The following is an 18,707-nucleotide window of genomic DNA, read 5'->3' on the forward strand; positions in this document are numbered from 1 at the left end:
ACAGCCATTACAGGGCACGGTGGGGATTAATGTAGTCTGGTAGGAACCGCCACCGCATTTTGAGCCAGGGCAGCAGCCCTGGCTTTTTGCTGTGTGATTCTCCATCGATGCGGCCGGTTTTTTTATCTGGGGAGGATCGGCCGGGATAGCCCAGGCTGTTTTGATGCCAGCCCGGCTCAATGGGAAAGCATTGCGGGCATAGCGCTAGAGAAAGGCGCAAGCCCTGACCCGCGCCGCCAGCCAGCGCTGCGCCCACACGGGTTCTGCGGCGGACGGCCAGGCATAAAAAAGCCCGCGCAAAGCGCGGGCCAAAAAACAGGATTGGGGTACTACAGAACTGCCGCCAATCAGCTGGCGTACTCGACCGGAATCTGTTGAATCCCGGCCAGCAGCCAACCGCCGCTGTTGGGTTTGAACAGGTTCCAGACTTCTTCAAAGCGGAAGGCCTCAGTACCTGGGGCTTCACGCAGCATGCCGGAGAAACGCACACTGGCCAGGTGACCGTCGGAGACGGTTTCGATGCCCAGGAGTTCGGCGTTCAGCAGCACGACTTCGGTTTTGTTGGCTTGCTCGCCACGGGCTTCAAGCTGCGGCTTGAGTTCGGCGATCAGATCGTCGGTCAGCAGATCGCGCAGCTGGCTGACGTCGCCGCTGTCCCAGATGCCCTGGATGCGAACGAACTGGTCCTTGGCCTGCTGCAGAAAGCGCGGGGTGTCGAAATCGCCCGGCACGAACCAGTTGCCGTCGTCGCCCGCCTTGGGCGCAGCGGCATCCTGGACCGGCGCAGCGGGCGCAGCGGCAGCCGCAGGCGCGGCAGCCGGCTTCAGCGCCTCACGCCACATGGGTTGCTGGCCTTGCTGGCCGCCTTGCGGCGCATTGTTGCCGCCATAGGCACCTTGCATGGCCTGGCGCGGCGCGGAAGCCCCCCGCAGACGGCGCACGATGAACAGCACGGCAAAAATGACCAGGCCGATCAGCAGGGCGCTGCTGAGGAATTCGGCCAGCGCACCGCCCAGCCCGAGGCTGGAGAACAGCGCAGCCAGGCCCAGGCCCGCGGCGATGCCGGCGATGGGGCCGAGCCAGCGGGATGCGCCGCTCTTGGCGGCCGCGCCTGCCGCGGCCGTACCGGCGGCAGCCGTACCCGCGGCGCCTGCCGTGGTGGCGCCAGCGCTGGGCGAAGTGGGCGGCTTGGTGGCCTGACGTTGGGTGGTTACGTTGGAAGATTGACGCCCGACGCTCATGCCGCCGCCAGCGCGACGGGCTTCGGCGTCAAAGGACGCGGTGACGAGCGCTGCGCCGGACACGGCGATCAGCGCTGCAGCCAGCCCACGGGACAGGCCAGACTTGATGGACATTAAAGAAGCTCCTCTTGTAGTACGCGCCCGAAAGCGCGGGCGGCGGACGATCGCCACCGCTTTCTTACAACAAACTGAATGGTGACAAGAATAACGGACAAGCGTATGCGCCACAAGTTCCGAATTTCTTTTTTCAGGCCAGCCGGGTTCCTTCGTGCAGGGCGGCCACACCGGCAGTCATGTTGAAGTACTGCACGCGCTCGAGCCCGGCAGCGCGCATCATGTCGGCCAGGGTGTCCTGGTCGGGATGCATGCGGATGGATTCGGCCAGGTAGCGGTAACTTGCCTCGTCCTGGGCCACCTTCTTGCCCAGCCAGGGCAGCACATTGAAGGAATACCAGTCGTAGGCCGGCGCCAGCGGCTTGGCGACCCGCGAAAACTCCAGCACCAGAAGCTTGCCGCCCGGCTTGAGCACACGCGTCATTTCGGCCAGGGCACGATCCTTGTGCGTCATGTTGCGCAGGCCAAAAGCCACGCTGACCCGGTCGAAATGGCCGTCCGGAAAGGGCAGTTTCTCGGCGTCACAGACCGCCACCGGCAACAGCAGGCCCTGGTCGGCCAGACGATCCCGCCCGACACGCAGCATCGAGTCATTGATGTCTGTCAGCCAGACCTCGCCCGTAGGGCCGGCGCGCTTGGCGAAAGCCCGCGCCAGATCACCCGTGCCGCCGGCAATGTCCAGCACCTTCATGCCGGGGCGCACGGCCGCGCGGCTGATGGTGAAGGCCTTCCAGACGCGGTGCAGGCCCGCCGACATGAGATCGTTCATGACGTCATAGCGGGAGGCCACCGAGTGGAAGACCTCGGCCACTTTGCGGGCTTTGTCGCTTTCAGGCACGGACTGGAAGCCGAAGTGCGTGCTGCCAGACGGGGACGAATCAGGGGAGGAGGAAGGGTTTTGCATAGAGAATTCCCGGAATTTGGCCCAATGGTAGCCGATTGGCGCGGGACGATCGGCGCCGCCGTCAGTCACATACCTGAAATATTGCGGCCATACTATGGCAACGTTCGCGCCATCTGGCGCATTGCAACGAACCTCGCCACCATGTCTAGCACCATTCTTGTCGTCGAAGACGAACCCGCCATCCAGGAATTGATCGCGGTGAACCTATCTTTCGCCGGCCACAAGGTTCTGCGGGCTTTCGACGCCGAACAGGCCCAGACCCTGATCCGCGCGGAACTGCCCGATCTCATTCTGCTGGACTGGATGCTTCCCGGCATTTCCGGCCTGGCTCTGGCGCGCAAGCTGCGCGACGATGAACGCACCCGCAACGTCCCGGTGATCATGCTGACGGCCAAAGGCGCCGAGCAGGACAAGGTCGATGGCCTGGAGGCCGGCGCCGATGACTACATCACCAAGCCGTTCTCGCCCAAGGAACTGATGGCCCGCATCAAGGCTGTGCTGCGCCGCCGTGCGCCCCAGCTGACGGACGACCTGATCGACGTCGGCGGCCTGCGCCTGGACCCGGTCACGCATCGGCTGTCCGGCAACGGCCTGGCACTGCAGATCGGGCCAACCGAATTCCGCCTGCTGCACTTCTTCATGACGCACCCGGAACGCGTTTTCTCGCGCTCGCAGCTGCTGGACCAGGTGTGGGGCGATCACGTCTTCGTCGAAGAGCGTACGGTCGACGTGCATATCCGCCGCCTGCGCAAAGCGCTGGAACCCAGCGGCCACGACATCCACGTGGAAACCGTGCGCGGCAGCGGCTATCGTTTCACGGCTCAGGTGCCGGCGCGGTAAGCTACCCTCCCTGCCCTAGAATCCGCGACGATGATCTGGTTGCGCACGCTTACGCTGATCGCCCTCTGGGGCATCCTCAGTCTTCTGCTTCACAGTGTGGCCGGTTCCCCGGCCGGCTGGGTGTTGTTCTCGGCTGCCATGATGGCCATGGTGCTGTGGCGCAGCTGGCGACTGCAGCGGGTCTCTGCCTGGGCCCACGACCCGGACTCCGCCCCCCCGGCAGGCGTGGGGCCCTGGGAAGACATCCTGGCGCCGCTGTATCGCTACACGCGCGCGCGCCGTCGCGAACTGGCCGAGCAGCAGGAAACCATGCGCAGCATGCTGGCTGCCGCCCAGGCCCTGCCCGATGGCGTGGTCACCCTGAACGAAGAATTCCAGATCGAGTGGGCCAACCGGATGGCCCGCCGCCATCTGGTGCTGCGCCTGCCGGCCGATCGTGGCCAGAACATCCTGAACCTGCTGCGCGCGCCTGAATTCGTGGCCTATGCGCACCGCGGCCACTGGCCCGAACCCATGCTGGTTCGCCTGGGCCACAACGGTCAGGAACGGGTCATGATGATCCAGCTGGCGGCCTATGGCAGCAACCGCCGTTTGCTGATCTCGCGCGATGTCACGCAGATCGAAAAGCTGGAAACCACCCGGCGCGACTTCGTGGCCAACGTCTCGCACGAATTGCGCACGCCCCTGACGGTGCTGGCCGGTTTCCTGGAAACGCTGCAGGACATGCCCGACGATGCGCTGGACGAGGCCCAGCGGGCCCAGTACATGGCCATGATGCTGGAGCAGGCGCAGCGCATGAAGGCCATCGTCGAGGACCTGCTGACGCTTTCCACGCTGGAGTCATCACCCGAGTCGGACCCGCAGGCCGTGGACATTTCCTCGCTGCTGCAGACCATACGCCAGCAGGCTGAGGCGCTGTCGGCAGGCCGACATCAGTTTCATTGGGACATCGCCCCGGGCCTGGATGTCCTGGGCAGCGCCACCGAGCTGTCCTCGGCGCTGGCCAATCTGCTGACCAACGCGGTGCGCTACACCCCGGAAGGGGGTGACATCACCATCACCTGGCAAGGGCACCCCGAACAGGGCGCGCGCTACAGCGTGCGAGACACCGGCATCGGCATCCCGGCGCGCCATATCCCCCGCCTGACGGAGCGTTTCTATCGGGTGGATCGCGGCCGCTCGCGCGCCGTAGGCGGCACCGGTCTGGGGCTCGCCATCACCAAGCACATCGCCTTGCGTCACGATGCCGAACTGCTGATCGAAAGCGAGCCGGGCAAGGGCAGTACGTTCTCGCTGCAGTTTCCCGCCGACCGTGTCACGCCGGCCGACAGCGACGCCAAGGACTGAGCCCGGCCGACGAACGAGCCGGACTATGATGCGCCCATCACCCCGCAGCAGGCTGCGGGGCCTGTACGACTGACTTCGAGGCGAATCATGACCCACCTTGTTGCTTCCCGCCGCCGGCTGCTGGCCGCCGCGCTGCTTGCCCCCTTGTCTGCGCCGCTGATGGCGCAGAGCGCGCCGGTGCTGGAGGTCTGGAAGACCCCCTCCTGCGGCTGTTGCGGCGTCTGGGCCGAACGCATGCGCCAGGCCGGTTTCTCACTGCGCCTGCATGATGTGCCCGATACCGCGCCGGTGCGCGCCCGCGCCGGGCTGGCGCCCCGCTATGCCTCCTGCCACACGGCCCTGATTGGCGCTTACGCCATCGAAGGCCATGTGCCGGCCGAAGATATCCAGCGCCTGCTACGCGAGCGCCCCCAGGCCGTGGGCCTGGCCGTGCCGGGGATGCCGATTGGTTCGCCCGGCATGGACGACCCGGCCTACGGCGGACGCCGCGACGCCTATGCCGTCCTGTTGGTGCAGGCGGATGGCGGCGCCAGCGTATGGCGCAGCATCGCCGGCGCGTAGGCCACACTGTTACCGGGGGATTGCGGCCCTGCAGCAAAAATCTGAGCCACAATGGGGCTGCCAGTGCCAGCCGGCACTGGCGCCGGGAAATTCCCCGGCGCTTTCTCTTTCTTTACGGCAAGCATCCATGGCTCAAATCGTTTTGTTCGAGAACGTTCATCCCAGCGCCCGCGAAGTTTTCGAGGCCGCGGGGTATTCCGACATCGCTACCCACAGCACGGCCCTGCCCCCGGCGCAGTTGCGCGCCGCGCTGCAGGGTGCGCAAGTCGTGGGGATACGCTCTCGCACGCACCTTGACCGCGACGTGCTGGCCGAATGTCCCGACCTGCGCGTGATCGGCTGCTTCTGCATCGGCACCAACCAGGTCGACCTGGACGCCGCCATGATGCGCGGCATCCCGGTCTTCAATGCACCGTTCTCCAACACCCGCTCGGTCGCTGAACTGGTGCTGGCCGAAGCAATCCTGCTGCTGCGCCGCATTCCGGAGAAGAACACCCGGGTCCACCAGGGACATTGGGACAAGACCGCCACCGGCGCCTTCGAGGCGCGCGGCAAGACCCTGGGCATCGTCGGCTACGGCAACATCGGCTCGCAGATCAGCACGCTGGCCGAGGCAATCGGCATGCGCGTGGTGTTCTTCGACGTCGAGGGCAAGCTGCCCCTGGGCAATGCGCGGGCGGCCGCCTCGCTGACCGAGCTGCTCAACCAGTCCGATGTCGTCACGCTGCACGTGCCCGGCGGCAAGAGCACCGAGAACATCATCGACGCCCAGGCCCTGGCCCAGATGCGCCGCGGCGCCATCCTCATCAACGCCTCGCGCGGCACGGTAGTCGACATCGAAGCCCTGAACCGCTCGCTGCGCGACGGCCACCTGGCGGGCGCGGCGCTGGATGTCTTTCCCACCGAGCCCAAGGGTCCGGACGAGCCGCTGGCCAGCCCGCTGATCGGGCTGCCCAACGTGATCCTGACGCCGCACATCGGCGGCAGCACACAGGAGTCGCAGGAGAACATCGGCCGTGAAGTAGCCGAGAAGCTGGTGCGCTACCTGCAGGCCGGCACCACCAAGACCGCCGTCAACTTCCCGGAGCTCGCCTACGTCGAGCCGGCCGGCACGGCGCGCATTCTGCACGTGCACCGCAACGCCCCGGGCGCACTGGGCACGCTGACCAACACACTGGCCGAGCACGGTCTGAATATCGTCAGCCAGACCCTGCAGACGCGCGGCCAGATCGGCTACGTACTGACCGATGTGGACGGCGTCGTGGGCGACCCGGTCATCGAGGCGCTGCGCCAGCACCCGACCACGGTGCGTTGCGACCGCCTGTAAAACCGGCCTCAGGCCGCTGGCGCAGGGGGCCTGAGCGCCGCCTGCGCCAGGCAGTCGATCATGCTTTGTACCAGTGGCGAGCGCGAGGGACGGCCGATCACGCCGATCTCGCGCTCGAATGCCGCCTCATCCAGCGTCAGCAGACGCAAGCCCCGGCCGTCCAACAGGCGGGTGCGCGGCAGCAGGGCTACGCCCAGACCGGCGCGAGCCAGGTGAGCCAGGGCATCGATTTCATCCAGTTCGACCGCCTCCTGCACGCGCACGCGATGGCGGCGCAGAAAGCCTTCGACCAGACGCCCCCCGAATGACGCGCGATCGTAGCGAATGAAGGGCTGAGTCTGCAGCAGCTCGCGCCATGGCAGCAGCGGCAGCGTGTCCGCCACAGCCAGGACCATCGGCTCGCGCAACAACACCTGCCAATCCAGTTCGGGCGGCAAGGCGAAAGGCGGACGGATCAGCACCACCAGATCGAGTTCGCCGGCATCGACCTGCCCAAGCAAAGACAGCGACACCCCCGGCACCACACGCACCTGCACTTCGGGAAAGGCGGCGCGGAAATCCATCAGCGCGCGCACCAGCAGATCCTGTTGCACTGAAGCAATGGCCCCGATACGCAGCACCCCGCGCACCCGCCCGCCGGCCTGCGATACCGTGCGATCGGCCAGCGCCAGCAAGGCTTCGGCCTGCGGCAGCAGCTCACGGCCGTGGGCATTGAGCAGCGCCGTCCTGGCCCCCCGGTCAAACAGCGCCAGGCCCAGCTGCTCTTCGAGCCGGCGGATCTGCGCACTGACGGCCGACTGGGTCAAGCCCAACTGCCGCCCGGCCGCGGTGAAGCTGCCTTCGCGGACCACCGCAATGAACGTCCTGAATTCTCTGAGCATCACGCATGCCTGGTTGGAGCAAGTGGAAAAGCATCAATTATTTTGTTGCTTAGGGCAAAAAATTATCGTTTTTCTATCAAAAAAACAATACGTACACTATCCAGGCCGCAGCCTCCCGCGCTGCCTGATGCAATGGAAATCCAGCCATGACCCAAGCCATCCCGCCCTTTCACCTCGCTTTCCCCGTGCGCGACCTGGCCGAGGCCCGCCGTTTCTATGGCGAGCTGCTCGGCTGTCCGGAGGGGCGCAGCTCCCCCGAATGGATCGATTTCAATTTTTATGGCCACCAGATCGTGGCTCACCTGGCCCCTGGCGAGTGCGGCGCGAATGCCACCAATGCCGTAGACTCTCACAACGTTCCGGTGCGCCATTTCGGGGTCGTGCTCTCCATGGACCAATGGGAAGCCCTGGCCGACAAACTCAAGGCCGCCGGCACGGAATTTGTCATCGAGCCCTATATCCGCTTCAAGGGCGAAGTGGGTGAGCAGGCCACCATGTTCTTCCTCGACCCGTCGGGCAACGCCCTGGAGTTCAAGGCCTTCAAGCACATGGAATCCCTGTTCGCCAAATAAGCCCTGGCGCCATGCAGGTTTGCCTTGTCCGAGACTGTTGCCGCTTCTCCCTGCCTCGCCCCTGCCTGGCGCCTCCAACCCCAGGGTGACCGCTGTGTGCTCGTCAGCCTGGAGGACGACCTGAATGAGTCGGCCGCCCGCCGCTGTCTGGCCCTGGCCCGCCAGATCCGTCAGGCAGGCTGGCCGGGCGTCAGCGACGTGGTGCCTGCCTTCACGTCAGTAGCCGTGCACTATCAGCCGCAGGAGCCCGGCAACCTCGACCATGCCGAACTGACACGGCGCCTGCAGGCCCTGCTCGCAAAGCCGCTGCCTGACACGGCGCAGACAGGACGCCTGATCGACATCCCGGTCTGTTACGGCGGCATCCACGGCCCGGACCTGGCGCAGGTAGCACAGGCCAGCGGCCTTAGCGAGGCCGAGGTCATCGCCCTGCACAGCCAGACCCCATGTACGGTGCTGATGCTGGGCTTTGCACCCGGCTTCGCCTATCTGGGCATCCATGACGCCCGCCTGGACATCCCGCGCCGCGCCGAGCCCCGCACCGAAGTGCCTGCCGGCTCGATCGCCGTGGCTAACCGGCAGAGCGTGATCTATCCCGGCCGGCTGCCCGGCGGCTGGAACATCATCGGCGCGACCACGCTGACCCTTTTCGACCCCGCCCGGGAACCCGCCGCGCTGCTGCAGCCCGGCGACCGGCTGCGCTTCGTGCCGATCACGGCCGATGCCTTCGCAGTTGCCCGACGCAAGGCAGCCACGCCATGAGCCTGAGCGTGCTGAAACCCGGCTTGCTGTCGACCTTCCAGGACGCAGGCCGCCACGGCCACCAGCACCTGGGCATCCCGGTCAGCGGCGCCATGGACTGGCGCGCCCACGCCCTGGCCAATCTGCTGGCCGGCAACGACACCCGGCCGGCAACGCTGGAAATCACCCTGGCCGGCCCGGTGCTGCGCTTCGAGGCGCCGACCTGTTTCGCGCTGGCCGGCGCCGATCTGAGCGCTACGCTCGATGGCGAACCGCTGGCCTGGAGCCGCCCGCAATGGGCCCAGGCCGGGCAGGTACTGGCCTTCGGGGCTCCGCGCCACGGCGCCCGCACCTATCTCGCAGTCCACGGCGGTTTTGCGCTCACTCCGGTCATGGGCAGTTGCAGCACCTATGTCCGCAGCGCCCTGGGCGGCTGGCAGGGACGTGCCCTGCGCGCCGGCGACCGTATCGGCCTGGCCCGCGCCCTGCCCCCGCATGTCGATGGCCTCCAGGCGCTGCTGGACAACCTGCGCATCTATCTGCCTGCGGCGCTGGGCGACCCGGCCCGGGCGCGCCTGCGCGTACTGCCCGGCGCCCACTGGGATGCCTTCAGCACCGTCAGCCAGCAGACATTGCTGGAAGCCGAGTTCCGCATCAGCGCCCAGGCCGATCGCATGGGCTATCGCCTGCAGGGACCTATGCTGGCCCTGAGTTCGCCGCGCCAGTTCCTCTCCGAAGCCGTGAGTTTCGGCACCGTCCAGGTACCCCCCGGCGGCGAGGCCATCGTGCTCATGGCAGACCGCCAGACCACGGGCGGCTACCCCAAGCTGGCGCAGGTGGCCAGTATCGATCTGCCTGCCCTGGCCCAGCGCCTGCCGGGCGCCACGCTGCGTTTTTCCCTGATCGACCTTGAGACGGCGCAGCGTCTGGATCAGGCCCGCCACGCCGCCCTGATGACGCTGCACGATGCCCTGCAACCTTTGCGCGCCTGCCTGCACGCTGCGCGCCGCCCGCTGCCCGAGGAAAATACCCCATGACCATCACCACGCTCGACCTGAACTGCGATATGGGCGAGAGCTACGGCGCCTGGCGCATGGGCGATGACGCCGCCGTGCTGCCACTGGTGAGCTCGGCCAATATCGCCTGTGGCTTCCATGGCGGCGATCCCGGCACCATGCGCCAAACGGTGGCGCTGGCCCTGCAGCATGGCGTGGCGCTGGGCGCCCATCCCAGCTTGCCTGACCTGGCAGGCTTTGGCCGACGGGTCATGCAGCTCTCACCTCAGGAGGCCTATGACGCGGTGGTGTACCAGATCGGCGCCCTGGCCGGCGTTGCCGCCTCGCAAGGCGCACGCCTGCATCATGTGAAAGCCCACGGCGCGCTCTACAACATGGCCGCCCGCGACCCCGCACTGGCACGGGCCATCTGCGCAGCGGTGCGCGACGTCGACCCCGGCCTGATGCTCTATGGGCTGGCCGGCAGCGCATGGATAGAACAGGGCCATGCAGCCGGGCTGCGCGTGGCCCAGGAAGTGTTCGCCGATCGGTCATACCAGGATGACGGCAGCCTCACGGCGCGCCATCAGCCGGGCGCCATGATCACCGACCCCGCACAGGCCGTGGCGCAAGTACTGCAGATGGTGCGCGAGGGCAGTGTGACCAGCGTGTCGGGCAAGACCGTGCGTCTGCAGGCCGACACCTTGTGCATCCATGGCGATCAGCCGGGCGCGGCCGACTTTGCCCGCGCCATCCGCCAGGCCTTGCAGACCGCCGGCATCGCCGTGCGCGCAGCGGCCTGACGCTCAGCCGGGCTCGCCCTCGATAGCCGCGGCATCCTGAGCGCTGACCGCGGGCTGGATCATATCCAGCACTCCCTGTCTGGCCGCCTCGGCAGCGGCGCCCGTATCTGCCTGAGCCAAGGCAGCGAGGATGCCGCCGTGAAAACGGTCATAAGCCAGGCTGCCCATCGCTGTGCGCAAGTACAGGTAGTGCACCGGTTCGAGTTGCGCGCACAGACGGCTCAGCGTATCGAGCAGCGCCTGGTCGCCCAGCAGACGACTTGGCGCCAGATAGCTGTCGCGAAGCCGGGCCACGTAGGTGTCGATGTCACCGGCCCCATGGGCCTGGCGCAGCTGCTCATCCAGCTCGCGCAGCTGCGTCTCCAGCTGGGCGATCTCGGGTGCTGACTGGATCTGGCGCAGGCCATAGGCAGCCAGTTCGGCATAAAGCGCATAGAGATGACGGATTTCAGTGACGGAATAGTGCCGCACGCGAAATCCCTTGCGCTGGATGTGCTGGACCATGCCCGAGAGCTCCAGCAGCCGCAATGCCTCGCGAATCGGGCTGCGGCTGGTGCCGAAGCGCTGTTCCAGGTCCTGCTCGCGCAGTGGTTGTCCGGGCCGGAACGTACCGTCAATGATCAGACTGCGAATCTGATCTTTGAGAAAGTAGGGGATCGTGGCAAGTGCTTGAAAGGGCACGAAGGGTTCCTCAATCGGACCAGTGGCAGGATTTGCTCGCAAGAATGACACAAATGAAATTTTATTCAATAAAAATTTCACTGTTAGACGATTTATCCATGGATTACCGCTTTCTTGCCGCAAAAAAAACTCAACCGGCAGTTGCCGGTTGAGTATCTGCTAGCCCGGGTGGATCACACCAGTACGCGTTCGATGCCGCCGGTATTGGCCTGGCGCACGTAATCCTCCATCCAGGTGTCGCCCAGGATGTGGCGCGCCATTTCGACCACGATGTAGTCGGCGTCCATGCCGGTGTCGCCCTGGTAGCGCGACAAGCCCTGCAAGCAGGAGGGGCAGGACGTCAGGACCTTGACCTCGCCGTCGTAACCGTCGCTGCGCACCGCCTCGCGGCCCTTGAGCAGCTCTTCCTGCTTGCGGAAGCGCACCTGGGTGGAAATATCCGGGCGGGTAACCGCCAGCGTGCCCGACTCGCCACAGCAGCGATCGCTCTTGATGGCTTCTTCGCCCACCAGCGAACGCACCGTCTTCATCGGATCCTGTTGCTTCAGGGGGCTATGGCAAGGATCGTGGTACATGTAGCGCACGCCCTTGGCCCCCTCCAGCTTGAGCCCCTTTTCGAGCAGGAATTCGTGGATGTCGATCAGGCGACAGCCGGGGAAGATCTTCTCGAATTCATAGCCGGCCAGCTGGTCATAGCAGGTGCCGCAGCTCACCACCACCGTCTTGATGTCCAGGTAGTTGAGCGTGGTGGCCATCCGGTGGAACAACACCCGGTTGTCGGTGATGATCTGCTCGGCCTTGTCCATCTGGCCATTGCCGCGCTGCGGATAGCCGCAGCACAGATAGCCCGGCGGCAGCACCGTCTGCACGCCTGCATGCCAGAGCATGGCCTGCGTGGCCAGGCCGACCTGCGAGAACAAACGCTCCGAACCGCAACCCGGGAAGTAGAACACCGCTTCGGTATCCACCGTCGTGGCCTTGGGGTCACGAATGATGGGCACGTAGTTGGCGTCCTCGATATCCAGCAGCTTGCGCGCCGTCTGCTTGGGCAAGCCGCCCGGCATCTTCTTGTTGACGAAGTGCACCACCTGCTCGCGCAGGGTTGGTTTGCCCACCGATGCGGGCGGGTGCGCGGTCTGTTTGCGCGCGGCACCGGCCAGCAGATCGTGGGCGGCGCGCTGGACCTTGTAGCCCACGCCTACCATCGCCTTACGGGTGACGTTGATGGTGGCCGGATCCTTGGCGTTGAGGAAGAACATCGCCGCCGCCGTGCCCGGATTGAAGGACTTGCGACCCATGCGCTGCAACAGCGCGCGCATGTTCATCGACACGTCCCCGAAGTCGATATCGACCGGACAGGGGGTATAGCACTTGTGGCAGACCGTGCAGTGGTCGGCCACGTCTTCGAATTCTTCCCAGTGCCTCAGGCTCACGCCACGGCGGGTCTGCTCTTCGTACAGGAAGGCCTCGACCAGCAACGACGTCGCCAGAATCTTGTTGCGCGGCGAGTAGAGCAGGTTGGCGCGCGGCACGTGGGTGGCGCACACCGGCTTGCACTTGCCGCAACGCAGACAGTCCTTGACCGACTCGGATATCGCCCCGATGTCGCTTTGCTGCATGATGAGCGACTCGTGGCCCATCAGGCTGAAGCTGGGCGTCCAGGCATGGCGCAGGTCCGCGCCCGGCATGAGTTTGCCGGCGTTGAAGTGGTTGTTGGGATCGACGCGGCGCTTGTAATCCTGGAAGGGAGCCAGCTCCGCTTCGGTCAGGAACTCATATTTGGTCAGTCCGATGCCATGCTCGCCCGAGATCACGCCATCGAGATCGCGCGCAATCTGCATGATGCGATCGACCGCCTCGTGGGCCTCGCGCAGCATGCCGTAGTCATCCGAGTTGACCGGCAGATTGGTGTGCACGTTGCCATCGCCGGCGTGCATGTGCAGGGCCACGAATACGCGGCTCTTGAGCACGCGCGCGTGCGTGGCCTTGATGCCATCCAGGATGGGCTTGGCAGCCGCGCCGGCAAAGATGCCCTGCAGCCCCGCCAATACTTCTTTCTTCCAGGACACGCGGACCGTGCGGTCCTGCACGACGTCAAAGACGCGCGCCTGGGGCTGGCTGCGCAGACGCTCGGTCAGCACCCCGGCCAGGCTGGCCAGACCGACGTCGCCCAGCTGCGGGATGGCAGCCGCCAGCGGCAGGTCCAGGTTGTCCAGCAACCACTGCCAGCGCAGACGCGCCTCGGTCAGCAGTTCGGCCGCCAGACGCGTACGCTCGCTCAGGACCTCTTCGCGGGTCAGGGCGGCGTCGGCGGCATCTTCGGGCTTGCCCACCGGCAGCGGCTGGGCCAGATACTCGCTCAAGGCGTCGAGCAGACGCAGCTTGTTGCGCGTGGACAGTTCGATATTGATGCGTTCGATATGGTCGGTGTACTCGCCCATGCGGTCGAGCGGAATCACCACGTCTTCGTTGATCTTGAAGGCGTTGGTGTGCCGCGCGATGGCCGCCGTGCGGGCACGATCGGCCCAGAATTTCTTGCGCGCCTCGGGGCTGACGGCCACGAAGCCTTCGCCATGGCGGCTATTGGCCAGACGCACCACTTCGCTGGCTGCCGCGGCCACGGCGTTCTCGTCGTCGCCGACGATGTCGCCGATCAGCACCATCTTGGGCAGCTCGGCGCGCTTGCTCTTGGTGGCATAACCCACCGCGCGCAGATAGCGCTCGTCAAGGTGCTCCAGCCCGGCCAGGATGGCGCCGCGCTTGCGGCCTTCGCCATCCAGGTAATCCTTGACCTCGACGATGGACGGAATCGCATCGCGCGCCTGGCCGAAGAACTCCATACAGACCGTGCGCGTGTGGCTCGGCATACGATGCACTACCCAGCGCGCCGAAGTGATCAGGCCATCACAGCCTTCTTTCTGCACGCCCGGCAGGCCGGCCAGGAATTTGTCGGTCACGTCCTTGCCCAGGCCTTCCTTGCGGAAGACGCGACCCGGAATTTCCAGGGTTTCGCTGCGCAGGGGACGGGCGCCCGGGGCGGCCTTGCCATCGAACCACTGCAGTTCGAAGCGCGCCACCTCGACATCATGGATCTTGCCCATGTTGTGGTCCAGGCGCGTGACCTCGAGCCAATCGCCCTGCGGATCGACCATCCGCCACCAGGCCAGGTTGTCCAGCGCCGTACCCCAGAGCACGGCTTTCTTGCCGCCGGCGTTCATGGCGATGTTGCCGCCCACACAGGAGGCCTCGGAAGACGTGGGGTCCACCGCGAATACGAAACCGCCGCGTTCGGCCGCCTCGGCCACGCGCTTGGTGACCACGCCGGCGCCGGTGTCGATCACGCCGACCTCGTCGTCGCGCCCGGGCAGACGCACGCGCTGCACTTCGCTGATCTGGTCGAATTTTTCGGTGTTGATCACCGCCGAGCGCCAGGTCAGGGGGATGGCGCCGCCGGTGTAACCGGTACCGCCTCCGCGCGGCACGATGGTCAGGCCCAGTTCGATACAGGCGCGCACCAGAGCGGCCGTTTCAGCCTCATTGTCCGGCGTGAGCACCACAAAGGGGTACTCCACCCGCCAGTCGGTGGCATCGGTGACGTGCGCCACGCGCGACAGGCCATCGAACTTGATGTTGCCCCGGTGCGTGATGCGTCCCAGCTCCTTGACGGCCTGCTTGCGCAGTTGCTCGGTCAGATCGAACTGGGCTTCGAACTCGGCCACGGCGGCGCGGGCGCGCTTGAGCAGCTCGACCACCTTGGCATCGCGTTGCGGGTCGTGCCCCTCTTCGGCCACTGCACCCGGCTCGCGACGCTTGTCCACTTCGCCCAGGCGATGGTGCAAAGCATCGATGAGCAAGCGGCGGCGCTTGGGATTGTGCAGCAGGTCGTCCTGCAGATAGGGGTTGCGGCGCACCACCCAGATATCGCCCAGCACCTCGTAGAGCATGCGGGCGGAACGGCCGGTGCGACGTTCACCGCGCAGATCGGAAATCAACCGCCAGGCGTCATCGCCCAACAGCCGGGCGACGATCTCACGGTCGGAGAACGACGTGTAGTTGTAGGGAATTTCACGCAGGCGCGCGCCGGTTGCCGGCGGGATCGCCGAAGTCAGTATTTGGCTGGCGAGAGGGGCATTCATGAGAGCAACAGGGAGGGGCCCTAAAAAAGCATTTTAAGACATTACAAAAAACCTTTCTTTCCGCCTTATAAATGACACCCCGTGCGCCAGCGGGTAAAGCCCTCGAATTATTAAGGGACACATGGACAAAGCCTTGTGAATCTGCCCCCCTCCCTGCCGGGACCCGGCCGGCGGACGCGCCGGGCGGGGCTTTTCGCTGTGGTAATCTGCCCCACGCTCATTTTCTACGCACCTACGGCTGTACCATGTCCACCGACTATCTGAAACGCATTCTGACCTCCAAGGTCTACGACGTCGCTGTCGAATCCCCGCTTGAACCCGCTCCCCTGGTGTCCCAGCGAATTTCGAACACGGTGTTGCTAAAGCGCGAAGATACGCAGCCGGTGTTCAGCTTCAAGTTGCGCGGCGCCTACAACAAGATGGCCAATCTGCCCGCTGCCGCGCTGGCGCGGGGCGTGATCGCCGCCTCGGCGGGCAACCATGCGCAAGGCGTGGCCCTGGCCGCCAAGCGCCTGGGCTGCCGCGCCGTGATCGTCATGCCGACGACCAGCCCGCAGGTCAAGGTCGATGCCGTGCGCCGCCTGGGCGGCGAGGTCGTGCTGGCCGGCGAAAGTTTCACCGATGCCTACCAGCATTCGCAGAAGCTGGAAAAGGAAGAAAAGCTCACCTTCGTACACCCCTTTGACGACCCCGACGTGATCGCCGGGCAAGGCACCGTGGGCATGGAGATCCTGCGCCAGCACCCCGGTCCCATCGAAGCGGTTTTCGTGGCCATCGGCGGCGGCGGCCTGATCGCCGGCGTGGCCGCCTACATCAAGCAATTGCGCCCCGAGATCAAGATCATCGGCGTGCAGACCGAAGACTCCGACGCCATGGTACGCAGCGTGCGCGCCGGGCGCAGGGTAACGCTCAACGACGTGGGCCTGTTCTCCGACGGCACGGCCGTCAAGCTGGTCGGCTCGGAAACCTTCCGCCTGACCCGGCAATACGTCGATGACTTCGTGGTGGTCAACACGGACGCCATCAGCGCCGCCATCAAGGATGTCTTCCAGGATCGCCGCAGCGTCCTGGAGCCGGCCGGCGCGCTGGCTCTGGCCGGAGCCAAGCAGTACGCCGCCGAGCACAAGCTCAAGGGCAAGACCCTGATCGCCATCACCAGCGGCGCCAACATGAACTTCGACCGCCTGCGCTTCGTCTCCGAGCGCGCCGAGGTGGGCGAAATGCGCGAAGCCGTCTTCGCCGTCAGCATGCCGGAGCAGCGCGGCAGCTTCCGCCGCTTCTGCGAACTGGTCGGGGCTCGCAACGTGACCGAGTTCAACTACCGCATCTCCGACGCCGAGCAGGCGCATGTCTTCGTCGGGCTGCAGGTGGACTCGCCCGCCGAGCCGGCCAAGATCGCGGCCCACTTTCGCAAGCACGGGTTCGAGACGCTCGACCTGACCCACGACGAAATGGCCAAGACCCACTTGCGCCACATGGTCGGCGGCCGCTCGCCACTGGCGCGCAACGAACTGCTCTATCGCTTCGAGTTTCCCGAACGGCCGGGCGCCCTGATGCGCTTTCTGAACGCCATGAACGCCGACTGGAACATCAGCCTGTTCCATTACCGCAACCAGGGCGCCGACTACGGCCGCATCCTGATCGGCATCCAGGTGCCGCCCTCCGACAAAAAACTGTTCCGCGCCTTCGTGGCCGAGCTGGGCTACCCCCACTGGAACGAATCGGAGAACCCGGCGTACAAGCTGTTCCTCTAAGCCACTCCACGGCGCCAGCAAGGCGCCCCGGAAAAGAACAGGGCCTCCCTTGCGGGAGGCCCTGTTTTCCAGACGACGGCGGCTTGCCGCCACAAACCGGCGGGGGTCGTGTCACTCACGGTCTACGGAGATAGGCGCCGCGAATTCCTGCAAGCAGAGGCGGCCAGCCGTCGTCGCTTAGAACTTGTGACGCAGGCCGACGGCCACGGCCGTGTCGCGCGCATCGCGCTGGAAGGCGTAGTTGTCGGCGTAGGCAGCGTAGGCGTAGAGGTTGGTACGCTTGCTCAGGTCGTAGGTGTAGCCCAGGCTGTAGACGTTGAAAGTGGCGTCGTCACCCGTGAGCTTGCTGTTCTTGGGCTCGGCACGTTGCCAGGAGCCGAACACCGCGTGGCGGCCCATCGGCACCGTGGCGCCCAGCATGTAGGAGTTGGCGCGGAATCCGTCGGCGCCCCGGAAAGAACCCAGGTCCTGCATGCCGTTGGGGGTCGTGCCCATGTCCTGGCCGACGAACCAGCCGTTGCGGGTCTGGCCGAAGGCAGCAGCCACCTTGACCACTTCGAAATCGTACGAACCGGCGATGGCATAAGCCTGAACGGAGTCGGTCGTCTTGCCGCCCTTCAGGTTGTTGCTGACGTTCATGCGGTCATAGACCACCGCAACGTTGACCGGGCCATTGAGGTACTGCAGGCCGGTCGTGATGACGCGGTTGTTGTCGTTGGTCTGGAAGCCCTTGCTGCCGTCTTCGTCCAGCGTGTCATCGGCATTGAAGGCATAACCGATGCCGAACTTCAGGCCATCAAAGCTCGGGGTCTGGTACAGCACCATGTTGTCCAGGCGCATGGTGTTGGCCGAGCTGAACGTGGTACCCAGGTTGGCGGTGTTGTAGCTGATCGAGAACGGATCGATGGAGCCGAGGAACTTGGACGCCATATTGGTCTGGCGGCCGAACTCCAGGCGCCCCCAGTCGTCGCTGTCCAGGCCCACCGTGGCCTGACGGCCGAACAGACGACCGTTCTGGGCCGACTTGCCGTTCATCGGGCCAAAACCGGCTTCCAGGGTGAAGATGGCGCGCACGCCATCGCCCAGATCCTCGACGCCACGCATGCCGAAACGCGAGCCGCTGCTCACGCCCTGCACCGTGCCGACGCGGCTTTGCTTGTGGCCCTTGAACTTGACTTGCTCGTAACCCATACCGGCGTCGATCAGGCCATACAGCGTGACCGAGTCAGCCGCCTGTGCCGCGCCGCCAAAGCCAGCCAGCAGCGCCATGGCCAAAAATGTCTTTTTCATCGTGAATTCCCATGGTGAAAGGGATTGAACAGGCTTGCGCGCGCAACACCCTGAAGAGTGCCTACGCCGTCGCAGCTTGCGTCGGCCCGGCGCGCACCTATGCAGTGTCAGGCAGCGCACGGGACGCGAATAAGCCCGTATCTTGGGAACACTTTTTCATCAATGGGATTATTTGGACGATATTTGTAGATAAAGGGCATTCGTGGGAAGACGCTTTCCCCAGAAAAATCCGGGGTTTGCATACCTCGTCACGAAGCTTCTCGACCCTGCTTCGTCTTATCCGTTGGGCTGGAAAGAATCCGTGCTCCTGTTGTAACCAGGCATCAAACGGAAGCGAACAACCTGCCTGGGCAGCTCATCGCCGTGCCAGCCATCCCGATCTCAATATTTCCATAAATGGAAAAAAGACCGCCATATTGGAGATAAATGTCCAATTCACATAGCAATCAGCGCCCTCTCCGAGCATGCTGCCGCTGCGATGAAATTGAGATTTCCACTGACGCAATAAATGGCGCACGTA

The 18,707-nt window shown here is 65.2% G+C and carries 15 protein-coding genes; 9 read left to right on the forward strand and 6 right to left on the reverse strand.

The window, feature by feature from the left end; genetic code table 11:
- Positions 1 to 347 precede the first annotated feature (347 nt).
- Entirely contained in the window at positions 348 to 1,355 is a 1,008-nt protein-coding gene (locus A7V84_RS04135; RefSeq protein WP_063491609.1) for a Tim44 domain-containing protein, read from the reverse strand.
- A gap of 133 nt (positions 1,356 to 1,488) precedes the next feature.
- A complete protein-coding gene (gene ubiE, locus A7V84_RS04140; RefSeq protein ID WP_025515338.1) occupies positions 1,489 to 2,259 on the reverse strand; it encodes a bifunctional demethylmenaquinone methyltransferase/2-methoxy-6-polyprenyl-1,4-benzoquinol methylase UbiE in 771 nt (256 codons plus the stop codon).
- A gap of 141 nt (positions 2,260 to 2,400) precedes the next feature.
- Between ubiE and phoB the strand changes: the two genes are divergently transcribed.
- From phoB to serA, 4 genes are all read left to right on the forward strand, one after another.
- Complete coding sequence (gene phoB / locus A7V84_RS04145; RefSeq protein WP_025515336.1) at positions 2,401 to 3,099, forward strand: phosphate regulon transcriptional regulator PhoB; 699 nt, start codon at positions 2,401 to 2,403, stop codon at positions 3,097 to 3,099.
- Between the two features lie 30 nt (positions 3,100 to 3,129).
- Positions 3,130 to 4,446: a phosphate regulon sensor histidine kinase PhoR gene (gene phoR, locus A7V84_RS04150; RefSeq protein WP_025515334.1), complete on the forward strand. Its 1,317-nt coding sequence runs from the start codon at positions 3,130 to 3,132 to the stop codon at positions 4,444 to 4,446.
- A gap of 87 nt (positions 4,447 to 4,533) precedes the next feature.
- Positions 4,534 to 5,007, forward strand: a complete 474-nt coding sequence (locus A7V84_RS04155; RefSeq protein ID WP_025515332.1) for a DUF411 domain-containing protein — start codon at positions 4,534 to 4,536, stop codon at positions 5,005 to 5,007.
- Between the two features lie 127 nt (positions 5,008 to 5,134).
- Positions 5,135 to 6,334 carry a phosphoglycerate dehydrogenase gene (gene serA, locus A7V84_RS04160; protein ID WP_033534956.1) on the forward strand — a complete coding sequence of 400 codons (1,200 nt, stop codon included), beginning with the start codon at positions 5,135 to 5,137 and terminating at the stop codon, positions 6,332 to 6,334.
- Between the two features lie 8 nt (positions 6,335 to 6,342).
- Here serA and A7V84_RS04165 read toward each other — a convergent pair whose 3' ends face one another.
- Positions 6,343 to 7,215, reverse strand: a complete 873-nt coding sequence (locus tag A7V84_RS04165) for a LysR family transcriptional regulator (protein ID WP_025515328.1) — start codon at positions 7,213 to 7,215, stop codon at positions 6,343 to 6,345.
- 146 nt (positions 7,216 to 7,361) lie between these two features.
- Here A7V84_RS04165 and A7V84_RS04170 point away from each other — a divergent pair, with 146 nt between their 5' ends.
- From A7V84_RS04170 to A7V84_RS04185, 4 genes are read left to right on the forward strand one after another with little or no spacing between them, the layout of a single operon-like run.
- Positions 7,362 to 7,787, forward strand: coding sequence for a VOC family protein (locus A7V84_RS04170; RefSeq protein ID WP_063491610.1), 426 nt, complete (start codon positions 7,362 to 7,364; stop codon positions 7,785 to 7,787).
- Positions 7,788 to 7,811: 24 nt separating this feature from the next.
- A complete protein-coding gene (gene pxpB / locus A7V84_RS04175; RefSeq protein ID WP_025515325.1) occupies positions 7,812 to 8,549 on the forward strand; it encodes a 5-oxoprolinase subunit PxpB in 738 nt (245 codons plus the stop codon).
- Entirely contained in the window at positions 8,546 to 9,565 is a 1,020-nt protein-coding gene (locus A7V84_RS04180) for a 5-oxoprolinase subunit C family protein (protein ID WP_063491611.1), read from the forward strand. The genes pxpB and A7V84_RS04180 overlap by 4 nt, the downstream gene beginning before the upstream one ends.
- Positions 9,562 to 10,326 carry a LamB/YcsF family protein gene (locus A7V84_RS04185; protein ID WP_025515321.1) on the forward strand — a complete coding sequence of 255 codons (765 nt, stop codon included), beginning with the start codon at positions 9,562 to 9,564 and terminating at the stop codon, positions 10,324 to 10,326. Before A7V84_RS04180 ends, A7V84_RS04185 begins: the two co-directional genes overlap by 4 nt.
- Positions 10,327 to 10,329: 3 nt before the next feature.
- On the opposite strand, the gene A7V84_RS04190 is transcribed toward A7V84_RS04185, so the two are convergent.
- Both A7V84_RS04190 and A7V84_RS04195 read right to left on the reverse strand, forming a co-directional pair.
- Positions 10,330 to 11,007 (reverse strand): GntR family transcriptional regulator, encoded by a 678-nt coding sequence (locus A7V84_RS04190; protein WP_063491612.1) that lies wholly within the window; start codon positions 11,005 to 11,007, stop codon positions 10,330 to 10,332.
- A gap of 173 nt (positions 11,008 to 11,180) precedes the next feature.
- Positions 11,181 to 15,143: a DUF3683 domain-containing protein gene (locus tag A7V84_RS04195; protein WP_025515318.1), complete on the reverse strand. Its 3,963-nt coding sequence runs from the start codon at positions 15,141 to 15,143 to the stop codon at positions 11,181 to 11,183.
- Between the two features lie 245 nt (positions 15,144 to 15,388).
- On the opposite strand from A7V84_RS04195, the gene ilvA reads away from it, so the two are divergent.
- Positions 15,389 to 16,897, forward strand: coding sequence for a threonine ammonia-lyase, biosynthetic (gene ilvA, locus A7V84_RS04200; RefSeq protein WP_025515317.1), 1,509 nt, complete (start codon positions 15,389 to 15,391; stop codon positions 16,895 to 16,897).
- A gap of 177 nt (positions 16,898 to 17,074) precedes the next feature.
- On the opposite strand, the gene A7V84_RS04205 is transcribed toward ilvA, so the two are convergent.
- Positions 17,075 to 18,187: a porin gene (locus A7V84_RS04205; protein ID WP_033534953.1), complete on the reverse strand. Its 1,113-nt coding sequence runs from the start codon at positions 18,185 to 18,187 to the stop codon at positions 17,075 to 17,077.
- Positions 18,188 to 18,707: the final 520 nt, after the last annotated feature.

The organism is Bordetella trematum, assembly GCF_900078335.1.
Taxonomy (GTDB): Bacteria; Pseudomonadota; Gammaproteobacteria; order Burkholderiales; family Burkholderiaceae_B; genus Bordetella; species Bordetella trematum.

Coding starts and splice junctions, on each gene's coding strand:
- A7V84_RS04185 (WP_025515321.1), top strand. CDS start 9,562: ATGACCATCACCACGCTCGACCTGAACTGCGATATGGGCGAGAGCTAC.
- A7V84_RS04165 (WP_025515328.1), bottom strand. CDS start 7,215: ATGCTCAGAGAATTCAGGACGTTCATTGCGGTGGTCCGCGAAGGCAGC.
- phoB (WP_025515336.1), top strand. CDS start 2,401: ATGTCTAGCACCATTCTTGTCGTCGAAGACGAACCCGCCATCCAGGAA.
- A7V84_RS04155 (WP_025515332.1), top strand. CDS start 4,534: ATGACCCACCTTGTTGCTTCCCGCCGCCGGCTGCTGGCCGCCGCGCTG.
- A7V84_RS04180 (WP_063491611.1), top strand. CDS start 8,546: ATGAGCCTGAGCGTGCTGAAACCCGGCTTGCTGTCGACCTTCCAGGAC.
- A7V84_RS04205 (WP_033534953.1), bottom strand. CDS start 18,187: ATGAAAAAGACATTTTTGGCCATGGCGCTGCTGGCTGGCTTTGGCGGC.
- ubiE (WP_025515338.1), bottom strand. CDS start 2,259: ATGCAAAACCCTTCCTCCTCCCCTGATTCGTCCCCGTCTGGCAGCACG.
- A7V84_RS04135 (WP_063491609.1), bottom strand. CDS start 1,355: ATGTCCATCAAGTCTGGCCTGTCCCGTGGGCTGGCTGCAGCGCTGATC.
- phoR (WP_025515334.1), top strand. CDS start 3,130: ATGATCTGGTTGCGCACGCTTACGCTGATCGCCCTCTGGGGCATCCTC.
- A7V84_RS04170 (WP_063491610.1), top strand. CDS start 7,362: ATGACCCAAGCCATCCCGCCCTTTCACCTCGCTTTCCCCGTGCGCGAC.
- A7V84_RS04195 (WP_025515318.1), bottom strand. CDS start 15,143: ATGAATGCCCCTCTCGCCAGCCAAATACTGACTTCGGCGATCCCGCCG.
- serA (WP_033534956.1), top strand. CDS start 5,135: ATGGCTCAAATCGTTTTGTTCGAGAACGTTCATCCCAGCGCCCGCGAA.
- ilvA (WP_025515317.1), top strand. CDS start 15,389: ATGTCCACCGACTATCTGAAACGCATTCTGACCTCCAAGGTCTACGAC.